Below are 12,863 nucleotides of genomic sequence, written 5' to 3'. Positions count from 1 at the left end.
GACGGGCAATGTTTGAACACGAGGCCGGCGCATCGCAGCGCCGGCCTCTTTCATGCCGCCTAGATCCCCTGCCCGCCCGAGACCTCGATCCGCTGCGCATTGATCCAGCGGTTGTCGGGCGACAGCAGGCTCGCGATCATCGGCCCGATGTCGTCGGCGACGCCGACGCGCCCGAGAGCCGTCATCTCGGCGAAATACTTGTTGAAGTCCGGCGTGTCGCGCACTGCGCCGCCGAAGAAGTCGGTCTCGATCGCGCCGGGCGCCACTGTGTTGACGGCGATGCCGCGGCTGCCGAGTTCCTTGGCCATGTAGACGCTGAGGACCTCGACGGCGCCCTTCACCGCGGAATAGGCGCTCCACCCCGGCGCCGAAACCCGCGTCAGGCCGGAGGAGAGGTTCACGATGCGACCGCCGTCGGCGATCAGCGGCAGCAGCGCCTGCGTCAGGAAGAAGACGCCCTTGAAGTGGACGTTCACCAGCGCGTCGAACTGCGCCTCGGTCGTCTCCGCGATCAGCGCGTAGTCGCCATGGCCTGCATTGTTGACGAGGTGGTCGAAGCTGTCGCGCCCGAAGGTCTCGGGGAGCACCTGCCGCAGCGCCGCCACGAAGGCGGGAAAGCCGGAGACGTCGCCGGTGTCGAGCGGCAGCGCCACTGCCTTGCGACCGGTGGCTGCGATCTCGGCCACGACGGCATCCGCCTCCTCGCGCCGGCTGCGATAGGTGAGGATGACGTCGCCGCCGCGCGCGGCGATGCTGAGCGCGGTGTTGCGGCCGAGGCCGCGGCTGCCGCCGGTGATGAGGGTGATGGTGGTCATTTTGGGGCTCCTCTTGGTTGAGGCCCTGATATCGCCCGTCGGCGCCAGGCCGTGTTGCCGGAACCTCGACATTCCTTGCCTGATCCTCCAAGACCGCGTGCAAGACGCACGTTCGGAGGCTAGAGTGCCGCTATGACGACGCTACTCGACACCGTCCGCCGCCACGCCGAAGCGCATTCCGACGCCGATGGCATCGCCGCGACCGCGATTCGCGGCCTCACCACCGTGCGCGCCACCGCGCCAAGCGGCTTGGTCTATGCCATCTCGCGCCCGCTCGCCTGCCTCGTCCTGCAGGGCGCCAAGCACGTGACGATGGGCACTGAGGGCTTTGCCTTTTCCGCCGGCGACTCGCTCCTGATCGCCGCCGACGTGCCGACGGTCAGCCAGATCACCCGCGCCAGCCGCACCGCCCCCTACCTGTCGCTGGTGCTGGAGCTCGATCCCGCTCTCATCGCCGAACTGGCGGCGGAGATGCCGGCCGCCTCCGGCTCGCATGGCACCGCGGTGCGGGTCGAGCCGACGGATGCAGAGGCGGCCGACGCGGCGCTGCGGCTGATGCGCCTGCTCGACCGGCCGGCGGCGCTGCCGGTGCTGAGCGAGCAGCTGCTGCGCGAGATGCACTACTGGCTCCTCGCCGGCCGCCTTGGTCCCTCCATCCGGCGCCTCGGCTGGCCGGACGGGCCGGCGCAGCGCATCGCCCGGGCCGTCGCGATGCTGCGGGCCGATTTCGCCATGCCGCTGCCGGTGGAGCGTCTCGCGGCTGTGGCCGGCATGAGCCCCTCCTCCTTCCACCAGCATTTTCGCGCGGTGACCTCGCTGTCGCCGCTGCAGTTCCAGAAGCAGCTGCGTCTGATCGAGGCCCGACGGCTGATGCTGGCGGAGGGGGCGAGCGCCAGCAGCGCCGCCTTTGCCGTCGGCTATGAAAGCGTGCCGCAGTTCACCCGCGAGTATGGCCGGTTCTTCGGCCTGCCGCCGGTGCGCGAGACGGCGGCGGCGCGGGACGCGGTTCGGGCGGCGCAGCCGGCAGCCTGATCACCGCCCGGTCGTGCAGCGGCCTCGTCTCGGGCGGGGCGCTCCGGTTCACACCAGCGCCAGCGCGTCAGCTTCCGTCGCGGCACGATCCACCGCCTCGGCTTCACGGCCATAGTGGCGTGGCGAGATGCCCATCTCTCGCTTGAAGGCAGTGCTGAAGGCGCTCTCCGATTCGTAGCCGAGCGACAGCGCGATCGCCGACACAGGCTCGCTCCGATCCCGCAGCCGCCGCGCCGCCAGAAGCATGCGCCATTGCGTGACGTACTCCATGGGCGCCTTGCCGACGACCGTCTTGAAGCGCTCGGCGAAGCTCGACCGCGAAAGGCCGGCCCGCTCGGCCAAGACCCCCAGCGTCCAGCGCCGCGCTGGCTCGGCATGGATCGCCGTCAGCGCCCGGCTTAAGCGCCGGTCGGCCAGCGCGAATAGCCAGCCGCGCCCAGCCGCCGGCCCTTCGGTGAGATGCAGCCGCAGCGCTTCGATCAGCATCATATGCGCGAGATGCTGCATAACGAGCGTGCCGCCCGGCCGCGGCTGGCGCAGCTCCTGCATCATCCGCTCCACCGGCCAGCGCAGCGCCCCCTCGTTCGCCTCGCCGGCTTCCGCAGGAATGTGGACGATCGGCGGCAGCGTGCGCAGCAGACCGGCGGCATGCTCGCCGAGAAGGGCGAAGCGGCTGCTGACGATGAAGCAGTCGCCGCCGCCCTGATGGCTCACAATGCCGCCCTCCCGCACCGAGGCAAAGGTCGCTCCCGCCGCGACCGGCTCAGCGTCCGCATCGCTGGCAAGCGTGAAGGTCCGACCATGCGGCAGCAGGAAGCAGTCGCCCGGCCGAAGCAGAACCGCATCCGGAATACCCTCGACCGAGACGAGGCAGCGGCCGGTCACCACGGTGCCGCATTTGATGCTGGCCTGCTGGTCGGGGAACCGGATCGCCCAGCTGCCGCCGGCATCGAAGCCAGCCGACATGTAGTTGCGGGGCTCCAGCAGCGACAGGACGTCGGATAGGGGATCCATCAGCACACCCGGACGATCGCGAAGAAGTTCCGGACGCTACAGCATGGATCGTCCGGCAGGCAATCGCCTATTCCAAAGCCGGGCCTTGCAAGGCGCGGGCGCCATCATCCGTCAGGGAGCATCATCATGCGTGTCTTCGTCACCGGAGCGACCGGCTTTGTCGGCTCGGCGGTCGTCCAGGAGCTTCTCCAGGCCGGCCATCAGGTTCTCGGTCTCGCGCGGACCGATGCGGCCGAAGCGTCGTTGCGGGCGGCCGGCGCTGAGCCGCATCGCGGCGACATCAACGACCTCGACAGCCTGCGCCGTGGCGCCGCGGCGGCGGACGCGGTCTGCCACACCGCCTTCAACCACGACTTCTCGCGCTTCCGGGAGAGCTGCGAAGAGGACCGCCACATCGTCGCGGCGCTGGGGAGTGCGCTGGAAGGCTCGGACCGGCCGTTGATCGTCACCTCCGGCATCGGCGTCTTCCCCGGCGGCCGGGAGATTATCGAGGATGATCAGCCCAGCGAAGGCGCCTCGCCGCGCGTCGCGACGGAGCAAGCGGTGCAGGCCCTTCGCGCGCAGGGGATCAACGCCGTCCTGATGCGCCTGCCGCCCTCCGTGCATGGCGAGGGCGACCATGGCTTCGTGCCGATCCTCATCAACTTGGCCCGCGAAAAGGGCATCGCCGCCTATGTCGGCGGCGGCTCCAACCGCTGGTCGGCCGTGCACCGGTCGGATGCGGGCCGTCTCTACCGGCTCGTTCTGGAAGGCGGTGCGACCGCAGCGGCCTACCACGCCGTGGCCGAAGGGGGCATGCCGTTTCGTGACATCGCCGAGGTCATCGGCCGCCGTCTCGGCCTTCCCGTCGCCGGCCTGACGAAGGAGGAGGCCGCCGGGCACTTCGGCTGGTTCACCCATTTCGCCGGCCTCGACATGAGCGCCTCCAGCCGGCAGACGCGCGAGCTGACCGGTTGGAGCCCAAGCGGGCCCGGCCTCATCGAAGATATCGACCAGCCCTACTACTTCAGCTGACGTGAAGAGCCGGCGGCCTCTCGGCCGATGCTGCCGGCTCCTTGTTCCGTCCGTTCAGGGTCGGATCGCTGTCCGCGGACGGTCGCTCAGGGCCGTGCTTGCGCCCGCGCCAGGCCATGCGCGATCAGCCGCTCGATGACCTCTGGATAGCTGACGCCGCTCGCTGCCATCACCTTGGAGTACATGCTGATGTCGGTGAAGCCCGGAATCGTGTTCAGCTCGTTGAGGAGGATGTCGTCCTCGGCGGTGACGAAGAAGTCGACGCGCGCCATCCCGTCGCAGCCCACCGTGGTGAAAGCCCGCGCGGCAAGGTCGCGCAGGCGCTGCTCTACCGCCTCCGGCACCACCGCCGGCACCTTCAGCGCAGCCCCTTCGACGTCCACATATTTGGCGTCGTAGCTGTAGAAACCGTGGCTTTCCGCAGGCACGATCTCGCCCGGCCGCGAGACGAAGAGGCTGCCGTCCGGCGCCTCCAGCACGGCGCATTCGATCTCGCGGCCCTTGATGAAGGCCTCCGCCAGAAGCTTGCGGTCGTGCCGGAAGCCTTCCGTGAGCGCCGCCTGCAGCTCGGCCTCGCTCGCAACCTTGCTGACGCCGACGGACGAGCCCTGCCGCGCCGGCTTCACGAAGATCGGGGTTCCCAGCTCCGCACTCAGTTCGGCGAAGCTCGGCGTCGTCCCCTGGTGGATCGTCACCGCGCGCGCGGTCGGAATGCCGGCGTCGCGCAGGAGCCGCTTGGCGATGTCCTTGTCGAGCGCCGTCGCCGATCCCAAGATGTCGCAGCCCACGAGCGGCACACGCGCCACGTCCGCCAAGCCCTGCATTGAGCCGTCCTCGCCATGCAAGCCGTGCAGCACCGGGAAGAGGATGTCGATCTTGGGGAGCTCCCGCGTGGAGCCACTCTCCTCGATGGCAATCAGCCGCCCTTCCCCACCCGGAAGGAGGCAGACCGAGGTGCCGGCGTCGGGCCGCGCCAAGCTGCCCTCGGCAAAGCCGCTCAGCAGCCACCGCCCGTCGCGGGTGACATAGATCGGCACGCCCTCGTGCCTGGCGGGATCCAGCGCCTGCACGACATTCGTCGCCGACATCACGGAGACCTCGTGCTCCGGCGAGCGGCCGCCGAAGAGGATGCCGATGCGCAGCTTGGACGGGAGATCGGTCATGGGAAACGCTCCGGCGCTCGTGTGGCGGCTCATCCATCACGACAAGGCGCCGGTCTGAAGGCACGCCTGCGAGGCCAACCGCCGGCGCAGTCGTGGACGATGACTAGCGCGACTGACGTAGCGAAAGTTTTAACGATCCTCAGGCTGGTCAGCTGATGCCGGGGGGCGAACGTCGCCCGCCCTGACAACGAGAGCGAGGTCAGGCCAAAGCTGGCGACCTTCTTCCTCCAAGCCAGCTCATCCAATCCCGTCAGCCCGCATGCCCGATCCAGCCGCGGAACATGAACGCGGCATAGAACAGGCTGGCATCGGGGAAGCCGCCCGCCCTCAGGATGGCTTCGTCGGCGGCCGGATCCAGCATGGCGACGCTGCTCTCGACCGCCGTCCGCGCCTTGCGTGCCATCTCCTCGTCGGCGCCGGAACTCATGGCGAAGGCTTCGTAGCGCGACAGCCAGATCGACCGCTCGCCCCGATCCTGCGGAAAGCTGCCATGCGCCGCGACGAAGGGCGCGTTCGGCTTCAAGCGCCGGCGGATCGCCGCCACCGTCCGCTGCCGCTCCTCCGGCTGGAGAAAGTGCAGGGTCAGGAGGCAGGTGGCGCCATCGAAGGGCCCATCCGGCGCGTCATCGATATACCCTTCGACCAGCTTGACCCGCGCTGTCAGGGGGCCAAGCGTCCGGCGCGCGACATCCAGCATCGCTGGCGCCGGATCGACGCCGACGAAGCGCCAGCCGGGATGCGCCTCCGCCATTGCCCGCAACTCCAGCCCGCCGCCGGCACCGAGAACGAGGATCGTCGCATCGTCCGGCACAGCCTCCGCGAGGAGCAGGCCGGTCATGCGGTGCAGCCCGTCGAGGCCGGGCACGAAGCGCTTCGGCCCGTCCGTATAGTGCGCCACGGCTTGGGGGTCGGAGAAGGCACGCAGGAAGTGCTGCGAGCCGTCTTCAGCTGCATGCGACATGGTCGGTCTCCGTCTTCATCGGGTGCGGCCGCGCCGCTAGGCGGGCATGGAAGTCGGCGCTGAGCGCTGCAAGCGTCACGTCGCCAAAGCGCTGCAGCAGCAGCGCCTCCGCTTCCGCAAAGGTGGCGCCGAGCGCAGCGTTCACCGCCTGCTCGACTAGGCAGCCGGGATTGTCGCTTCGGTGCCCGATCGCCAGCAGCGACGGTCGGCCCAGCGCGTCATAGACGTCGCGCAGCGTCACGGCCGAGAGGTCGCAGGCGATCATCCAGCCGCCGCCGTGGCCTTTCTCGGACTGGACGAAGCCCTGCTCGCGCAGGCCCGCCATGACACGCCGGAGCACCACGGGATTGGTGTCCATGGCTCTCGCCAGCACCTCGGAGGTCACGGGCCCATTGTGCTCCGCCATGTGCAGGAGCACGTGGAGCACGCCCGATAATCGGCTGTCCTGTCTCATGTAACTTTGATTAGTACATGATTGGGATGCCGGTCAAGGCGGGCCCCTCAGCCGTACTCGGCGTCGGCTCGTGGCCTGACCTGTGCCAGCTTCAGGCGCCGCTGCCCGCCGCCTTCACGAAGTCCAGAAACGCCCGCAGCGGCGCCGGTACCAGCCGCCGGCCCGAATAATACAGGAAAGGCCCCGGGAAGGTCGGCCACCAGGGCTGCAGCACCGGCTCCAGCGCGCCGCTGTCGAATTGCGGGCGCAGCCACTCCTCGAACAGCGCAACGATGCCAAGGCCGGCGATCGCTGCTTCCACTGTAAGGTCGGAGGCCGAGACGCGCGTAATCAGCGGGCCGGTCGGCTCCACGCGGATGAATTCACCCTCCCGTTCGAACTCCCAGACGGTCATCGCCCCGCTGGCGAAACGGCCGCGCAGGCAGCGATGGCTGAGAAGGTCGCGCGGGTGTTCGGGCCGGCCGAAGCGGTCGAGATAGCTAGGCGCCGCAGCGGTCGCATAGCGCTGTGTGCGCGGGCCGATCGGCACTGCGATCATGTCCTGCTCCAGCCGTTCGTCATAGCGAATGCCGGCGTCGCAGCCGGACGCGACGAGATCCACGAAACTGTCCTCCGCCACGATCTCCAGGCTGATGTCCGGATAGGCGGCGAGGAACGGCGGCACGATCGCCGGCAGCACAAGCCGTGCGGCGCTGATCGGCACATTCAGCTTCAGCGTCCCGGCGGGCCGGTCCCGGAAGCCGTTGACGACATCGAGCGCCGCCTCCACCTCGTCAAGCGCCGGGGCCAGACGCTCCAGCAGCCGCTCGCCGGCTTCGGTCGGCACGACGCTGCGGGTGGTGCGGTGGAACAGCCGCACGCCGAGCAGTGCCTCCAGCCGGCGGATCGCTTCGCTGAGGCTCGACGCGCTGGCGCCGCTCAAGCGTGCGGCTTCCCGAAACCCCCTGGCACGGGCCACCAAGACGAACAGCTGAAGGTCGCCGAGATCCGCCTGCATTGTCCGCCCTCCCGCACAGCCCGTGCGGATTGTACTGGATTATCGCACTCTACGGCAAAGTCTATCTGTGACGTCGAACCTAACAGGAGAGCCCGTCATGGCCAGCCTCGAACAATCCGGCAATTTCACTCTCGGCACGCGAAGCGTCCATCGCCTCGGCTATGGCGCCATGCAGCTCGCTGGCCCCGGCGTCTTCGGCCCGCCCAGGGACCAGGCCGCCGCGCTCGCCGTCCTGCGCGCCGCCGTGGAAGCTGGCGTCAACCACATCGACACCAGCGACTTCTACGGGCCGCATGTCACCAACAAGCTGATCCGGGAGGCGCTGTCGCCCTATTCCGACGATCTCGTCATCGTCACCAAGATCGGCGCCCGCCGCGGTGCCGACGCCTCCTGGCTGCCCGCCGCCTCGCCCGCAGAGCTGCGCCAGGCGGTGCGCGACAACCTCGACAATCTCGGCCTGGAGGCCATGGAGGTGGTGAACCTGCGCATCATGGGAGACGTCCACGCGCCGAGCGAAGGTTCCATCGAGGCGCCCCTCACCGCGCTCGCCGAACTGCAGCAGGAAGGGCTGGTGCGCCATATCGGCCTTAGCAACGTCACGCCGTCGCAGATCGCAGAAGGCCGAAAGATCGCCGAGATCGTCTGCGTTCAGAACCTCTACAACGTCGCCCACCGCGATGATGACGCGCTGATCGACGAGCTCGCGCGGGACGGCATCGCCTATGTCCCGTTCTTCCCGCTCGGCGGCTTCTCGCCGCTCCAGTCCTCAACCCTCTCGGGCGTTGCCGAACGCCTCGGCTCCACGCCGATGCAGGTGGCCCTCGCCTGGCTGCTGCGCCGCTCGCCCAATATCCTGCTGATCCCCGGCACCTCGTCGGTTGCGCATCTGAAGGAGAACCTCGCCGCGGCGGAGCTGGACCTGCCGGAGGATGCGATGGCGGAGCTGAACGGCATCGGCAGCGCCGATCAAGCTGCCTGAGGCGTTGGCCGGGCAGGCCTTCGCGGCGCTCTCCCTGCCGTGGTTGAAGTCCGATCGCTGCGCCATGATGTCGCAGCGGTCGACGTGTGAGGCTATCAACCGGCGATCGTAAGCTCTTGTGAAGTCGTAAATTCTAGTCTCCCGCCGTGATCTCTGCAGACCTTCGCACCCTTCGGTGTGGCAGCGGTGGACGGCATGACTGGAAAAATCAGGCGCTCAACGCTCACCGCTGCGGCTATCGGCCTTCTGATTGCCGGCTTCTGCGCAGCTGCCGTATCGGCCCTTCTGGAATTGAGGCAGGACCGGTTCGAGCAGGCACAGCTAGGCGCACGCAACCTGCTTGCCACGCTGTCGGCCGACATCGCCGGTCACATCAACTCCTACGACATGTCGCTGCGCGCAGTCATTGCGCACTACCAGGATCCTGCGATCGCTGCCCTTTCCCCAGCGCTGCAGCAATCGATCATGTTCGATGGCGAACTCGGCGACGGGACGCTGGGAAGCATCCTGATCCTCGACGAGAACGGCAACGTCGTCAAAGATGCCGGCAGCCTGCCGCCGCGGCAGGACAATTTCCGCGATCGATCGTACTTCCAGATCCATCGCGACCGCGCAGATGTCGGCCTCTACATCAGCGAGCCGTTCTTCCGTCGCCTGACTGGCGAGGATCAGGTCATCGCGCTGAGCCGGCGGATCAGCCGCTCCGACGGTTCGTTTGCCGGCGTCGTTGTCGCAACCATGCGGCTGATCTACTTCAGGCACCTCTTCGAGCGCGCCAATATCGATCCCGAAGACGCAATCAACGTCTTTCTCGACCGCGGCGTCTTGGTCATGCGCAGTCCCTATAGCGCCGATCAGATCGGCCGCGATCTGTCCAAGACCCCGAATGTCGCCCGCTTCATGACGTCGCCGGCCGGCTCATTTTCTGGCAAATCCGCGATCGACAGCGTCCTTCGCTACTACAGCTTCCAGCATGTGGAGGGTTTGCCGCTGATCCTGGACGTGGCGATCGCAGAGGACCGGATCTACGAGGCCTGGCGCAATCGCGCCGCCGTCCTGGGCGGCTTTCTTGCCGTTCTCTGTCTTCTATCGGCCGGGCTCTGGCTCGTGATGCGCCGGGAGGCTGACCGCCGCAGCGCGGCCGAGGTCGTGACGCGCCAGAGCGAGGCCAAGTACCGCCTGCTGGCGGACCATGCGACCGACGTCATCATGCAGCTCAACTCGGACCTCGTTCGCCAGTACATCTCGCCAGCCTGCCGGCCCATTCTGGGCTACGACCCTGCGGAACTCATCGGCAAATCCACGCGCGAGATCATCCATCCCGAGGACTGGCCTGCGGTCAGTCGCATCGTGGAGATTGCAAGAAGGGATACCTCCACCGCGGCCGAGGCGACCTACCGGCTCCGCCACAAGTCGGGAGACTTCGTCTGGATCGAAGGGCGCTACAGCTTCGTCGCTGACGACAATACCTTCGTCGTGGTGCTGCGTGACGTCTCCAAGCGCAAGGCTGCCGAACTGAAGCTCGCCGCAGCCCATGCCGCGCTGGCCAAACTGGCGCATACGGACGCGCTGACCGGCCTCGCCAACCGCCGGCGGTTCGACGAGACCATCGCGACGGAGATCCGCCGCGCCAGCCGAGACGGCACGCCCGTCTCGCTGATCATGCTCGATGTCGACCGCTTCAAAGCCTACAACGATCGCTACGGGCATCCGGCAGGCGACGAGTGCCTGCGCCGCGTCGGCGCAGCCATCGGCGCTTCGGTCCTGCGCCCGGCTGATCTGGCCGCCCGCTATGGCGGCGAGGAATTCGCCGTCCTTCTGCCCGGCACCGACGAGGCCGGCGCCCGGCATGTCGCCGAGAAGATCAGGCTTGCCATCCATGCCCTCGAAATCGAGCACGAGGGCAATGAAGCCTGCGGCGGGATCGCCACGATCAGCGCCGGCTGTGCCACCTCGACCTGCGCGGACGACGATCTCGAAAAATGCGAAAAGGACATCATCTCCGCGGCGGACAAGTTCCTCTATGAGGCCAAGCGCTTCGGCCGCAATCGCATCATCTCGTTCAGCGATCTCGCCGCACGCGAGCAGAAAGCCCCGCTGCGTTCGGACGAGCTGGAGCGCCTGGCCATGCTGGAGAGCCTGAAGCGCGCGGGCACTCTCGGTCCGGACGAGGATCTCGACCGCCTTGCGAGGCTCGCGGCCGAACTCCTGGACACGCCGCAGGCCTTCATCTCACTGGTCGAGCAGGATGAGGTGGTGCTGATCGGCCGGCATGGCTTGGAGGTCGACCGCATTCCGCGGCATGTCAGCTTCTGCACCCACGCCATTGTGGGCGAGGATCCGCTGATGGTCGCAGATACGATGACCGACCCCCGCTTTGCCGATAATCCCTTCGCCATCAGCAGCGGCGGCATCCGCTTCTATCTCGGAGCACCGGTCGTCGATCCGGCGACGGACATGCCGCTCGGCGCCTTCTGCGTGGCCGACGATGCGCCGCGCCAGCCGCTGCATGCGGACAAGGTGGAACTCCTCTCCGAACTGGCGATCCTGGTCTCGCACCATATCGACCGGAAGACCCGGAGCAGGGTTGCGGCTTCTGCTCTGGGCACACCATCCAGCGATGGACACGGCGCGCAGACCGCTCAGCCGGCTGCCGGGCCGCGGGCACGCCTCGCCTGACGCCGCAAAGGGGCGCTGCTTCCGGCCCGGAGATCATTCACCGGTGCCGGGTGGCGCTGCCGTATCGACGCGCTTGCGCAGACGCCACGCCACCGAAGGCCGACAGCGGGCACTCGCGGGCAAGCCTCGGTCCGAATCAGATCTCCAGCAGTGCGTAAGGCCTGCCGCTCGGCTTCTCGATATGCATCGCGACATTGTAGACCGGCGCGCCGCCGGGCGTGTGGCCGGAGAAGGCACCACAATGGGCATGGCCATGCACGACGGCGCTGACCTTGAAGCGGTCGATGGTCTCGGCAAGCCGTGACGAGCCGAGGAACGGAAAGATCTCCAGGGGCTCGCCGGCAACCGTTTCGGCAATCGGCGCATAGTGCAGCACCACCATGGCGCGCTGCGTTCGCACCTGGCGCATGGCGTTCTCCAGCCGCATGGCCTCGCTGACGCTCTCGGCCACCATCGCCTTGATGGCCGGCTCGCCGAACGAGCCGAGCATGCGGGAGCCGAAGCCGCCGGCAAATCCCTTGACGCCGACGAAGGAAACGCCGTCGACCTCCGTCACTTCGCCGTCGAGAAGCCGGACGCCGGCATCCTTCAGGATCGAAGTCACCTCCTCGACGCAGCCGCATTCGAAGTCGTGATTGCCGAGTACGCCCACCACAGGGATCGAGCAGGCCCGCAGGTCCTCGGCGAGGATCTTCGCCTGTCCCGGCTTGCCGAGATCGGTGAGATCGCCGGTGATGACGAGCACGTCGGCCTCGCGCGAGATCTCGCCGAACAGCTCGCGATAAGGCGCCGAATGATCGTCCTTCACATGCAGGTCGCCGATCGCCGCGACGGTCAGCGTCGCCTTCTCTTCGGCCACAACACCCTCATCAGCCATGCCGCGGCATCCTCCTTCCAGATCCCTTCAGAGCTTGAACAGTCCTAGCGGTCGCTGCGCAGTTCGCCTTCCCCGCCGACATCGCCGAAGCCCCATTCCTTGACGTCGATCTCGTAGTCGATGCGCGAGAACATCCGCCCGCGGCAGATCTTCATCTGCGGCGCCGGGAGATCGCGCTGCTTGTCGAGCCGCTCCAGCAGTTCGTCAAGAAGCCAGGCGGGCACCGCATCGCGCTCGGTCGGATAGATCCAGCGGAAGTTCAGGAGATGCGTCAGAAGCACCTCCCAGTGTACTTCCATATAGGCGAGCAGGCGCTGCCAATCGATTTCGCCATGCGCCTTCAGGATCGTGTGGGCGACGTCCGCACCGTCATAGCGATGCCGCAGCTGGATGAAGCATTTGGACCAGACCAGCTCGGTCGGCCCGATGATCCGCACCGCTCTGCCGAAGACCTCGATCTCGCGAGCATGCTCGAACCAGGGGTCGCCCACCGGCATGGTGCCGTTGGAGGAGGCGAAGATGACGTCGAAGAAGTGCTTGCCCTTGAACACTTTGCCAAGCCAGCGGTCGTCCTCGACTTCGATGGCGTAGCCCAGCTCCTTGAAGTGCGACAGGATGCGCGGGTAATCGCCGGCCTTGCAGAAGATGTCGAGATCCTTGGTCTCGCGGGAGATGCCGGTATAGGCGCTGACGGCATAGGTGCCGGCCAGCAGGAACGGAATCCCCATATCCGTCAGTTCGCGGATGGCGAGCGCGTAGAACTCTTCGGCTTCCGGATTGCGGTGGATCGGCGCCGCCTTGGCGTCGAACGCCGGTACCGGGTTGCTCATGGGGCTTTCGGGCGGAACGTGATGGACCATTCAGCAGGCGAATCCAGG

Annotated in this window: 12 protein-coding genes; 4 read left to right on the top strand and 8 right to left on the bottom strand. The window is 67.5% G+C overall.

Annotated features, from left to right (window positions below; translation table 11 throughout):
- Positions 1–59: 59 nt before the first annotated feature.
- Positions 60–815: an SDR family NAD(P)-dependent oxidoreductase gene (locus C0R46_RS07500; protein WP_102958972.1), complete on the bottom strand. Its 756-nt coding sequence runs from the start codon at positions 813–815 to the stop codon at positions 60–62.
- A 132-nt stretch (positions 816–947) separates the two neighbouring features.
- Between C0R46_RS07500 and C0R46_RS07495 the strand changes: the two genes are divergently transcribed.
- On the top strand, positions 948–1,847 hold the full coding sequence (locus C0R46_RS07495; protein ID WP_102958971.1) for an AraC family transcriptional regulator: 900 nt from the start codon (positions 948–950) through the stop codon (positions 1,845–1,847).
- A 48-nt stretch (positions 1,848–1,895) separates the two neighbouring features.
- Here the strand turns inward: C0R46_RS07495 and C0R46_RS07490 are convergent, their stop codons facing one another.
- Positions 1,896–2,861, bottom strand: coding sequence for an AraC family transcriptional regulator (locus C0R46_RS07490; RefSeq protein WP_102958970.1), 966 nt, complete (start codon positions 2,859–2,861; stop codon positions 1,896–1,898).
- Positions 2,862–2,987: 126 nt separating this feature from the next.
- Here C0R46_RS07490 and C0R46_RS07485 point away from each other — a divergent pair, with 126 nt between their 5' ends.
- Entirely contained in the window at positions 2,988–3,875 is an 888-nt protein-coding gene (locus tag C0R46_RS07485; RefSeq protein ID WP_102958969.1) for an SDR family oxidoreductase, read from the top strand.
- Between the two features lie 86 nt (positions 3,876–3,961).
- On the opposite strand, the gene C0R46_RS07480 is transcribed toward C0R46_RS07485, so the two are convergent.
- The 4 genes from C0R46_RS07480 to C0R46_RS07465 form a co-directional block, all read right to left on the bottom strand.
- The gene (locus C0R46_RS07480; protein WP_102958968.1) at positions 3,962–5,038 is read right to left on the bottom strand and encodes a D-alanine--D-alanine ligase family protein; all 1,077 of its coding nucleotides are present in this window, start codon (positions 5,036–5,038) and stop codon (positions 3,962–3,964) included.
- Between the two features lie 250 nt (positions 5,039–5,288).
- Complete coding sequence (locus tag C0R46_RS07475) at positions 5,289–5,999, bottom strand: class I SAM-dependent methyltransferase (RefSeq protein WP_102958967.1); 711 nt, start codon at positions 5,997–5,999, stop codon at positions 5,289–5,291.
- Positions 5,983–6,453, bottom strand: coding sequence for an RrF2 family transcriptional regulator (locus C0R46_RS07470; RefSeq protein WP_102958966.1), 471 nt, complete (start codon positions 6,451–6,453; stop codon positions 5,983–5,985). Before C0R46_RS07470 ends, C0R46_RS07475 begins: the two co-directional genes overlap by 17 nt.
- Positions 6,454–6,544: 91 nt before the next feature.
- Positions 6,545–7,450 (bottom strand): LysR family transcriptional regulator, encoded by a 906-nt coding sequence (locus C0R46_RS07465; RefSeq protein WP_102958965.1) that lies wholly within the window; start codon positions 7,448–7,450, stop codon positions 6,545–6,547.
- A gap of 97 nt (positions 7,451–7,547) precedes the next feature.
- Between C0R46_RS07465 and C0R46_RS07460 the strand changes: the two genes are divergently transcribed.
- The gene (locus tag C0R46_RS07460) at positions 7,548–8,429 is read left to right on the top strand and encodes an aldo/keto reductase family oxidoreductase (RefSeq protein ID WP_102958964.1); all 882 of its coding nucleotides are present in this window, start codon (positions 7,548–7,550) and stop codon (positions 8,427–8,429) included.
- Positions 8,430–8,624: 195 nt separating this feature from the next.
- Positions 8,625–11,108, top strand: a complete 2,484-nt coding sequence (locus C0R46_RS07455) for a diguanylate cyclase (protein ID WP_102958963.1) — start codon at positions 8,625–8,627, stop codon at positions 11,106–11,108.
- A 136-nt stretch (positions 11,109–11,244) separates the two neighbouring features.
- On the opposite strand, the gene C0R46_RS07450 is transcribed toward C0R46_RS07455, so the two are convergent.
- Both C0R46_RS07450 and C0R46_RS07445 read right to left on the bottom strand, forming a co-directional pair.
- Positions 11,245–11,985 carry a metallophosphoesterase family protein gene (locus C0R46_RS07450; RefSeq protein ID WP_102958962.1) on the bottom strand — a complete coding sequence of 247 codons (741 nt, stop codon included), beginning with the start codon at positions 11,983–11,985 and terminating at the stop codon, positions 11,245–11,247.
- A 44-nt stretch (positions 11,986–12,029) separates the two neighbouring features.
- Positions 12,030–12,815, bottom strand: a complete 786-nt coding sequence (locus C0R46_RS07445) for a nucleotidyltransferase family protein (protein WP_245413463.1) — start codon at positions 12,813–12,815, stop codon at positions 12,030–12,032.
- Positions 12,816–12,863: the final 48 nt, after the last annotated feature.

Source organism: Mangrovicella endophytica (genome assembly GCF_002893625.1).
In the GTDB taxonomy this organism is placed as follows: Bacteria; Pseudomonadota; Alphaproteobacteria; order Rhizobiales; family Rhizobiaceae; genus Mangrovicella; species Mangrovicella endophytica.
The sequence above is the reverse complement of the archived record's forward strand: the minus strand, read 5'-3'. Positions and strand labels throughout refer to the sequence as shown.

Excerpts from the sequence above, each read along its gene's own strand:
- C0R46_RS07500 (WP_102958972.1), bottom strand. The coding sequence starts at position 815 with ATGACCACCATCACCCTCATCACCGGCGGCAGCCGCGGCCTCGGCCGC.
- C0R46_RS07495 (WP_102958971.1), top strand. The coding sequence starts at position 948 with ATGACGACGCTACTCGACACCGTCCGCCGCCACGCCGAAGCGCATTCC.
- C0R46_RS07490 (WP_102958970.1), bottom strand. The coding sequence starts at position 2,861 with ATGGATCCCCTATCCGACGTCCTGTCGCTGCTGGAGCCCCGCAACTAC.
- C0R46_RS07485 (WP_102958969.1), top strand. The coding sequence starts at position 2,988 with ATGCGTGTCTTCGTCACCGGAGCGACCGGCTTTGTCGGCTCGGCGGTC.
- C0R46_RS07480 (WP_102958968.1), bottom strand. The coding sequence starts at position 5,038 with ATGACCGATCTCCCGTCCAAGCTGCGCATCGGCATCCTCTTCGGCGGC.
- C0R46_RS07475 (WP_102958967.1), bottom strand. The coding sequence starts at position 5,999 with ATGTCGCATGCAGCTGAAGACGGCTCGCAGCACTTCCTGCGTGCCTTC.
- C0R46_RS07470 (WP_102958966.1), bottom strand. The coding sequence starts at position 6,453 with ATGAGACAGGACAGCCGATTATCGGGCGTGCTCCACGTGCTCCTGCAC.
- C0R46_RS07465 (WP_102958965.1), bottom strand. The coding sequence starts at position 7,450 with ATGCAGGCGGATCTCGGCGACCTTCAGCTGTTCGTCTTGGTGGCCCGT.
- C0R46_RS07460 (WP_102958964.1), top strand. The coding sequence starts at position 7,548 with ATGGCCAGCCTCGAACAATCCGGCAATTTCACTCTCGGCACGCGAAGC.
- C0R46_RS07455 (WP_102958963.1), top strand. The coding sequence starts at position 8,625 with ATGACTGGAAAAATCAGGCGCTCAACGCTCACCGCTGCGGCTATCGGC.
- C0R46_RS07450 (WP_102958962.1), bottom strand. The coding sequence starts at position 11,985 with ATGGCTGATGAGGGTGTTGTGGCCGAAGAGAAGGCGACGCTGACCGTC.
- C0R46_RS07445 (WP_245413463.1), bottom strand. The coding sequence starts at position 12,815 with ATGAGCAACCCGGTACCGGCGTTCGACGCCAAGGCGGCGCCGATCCAC.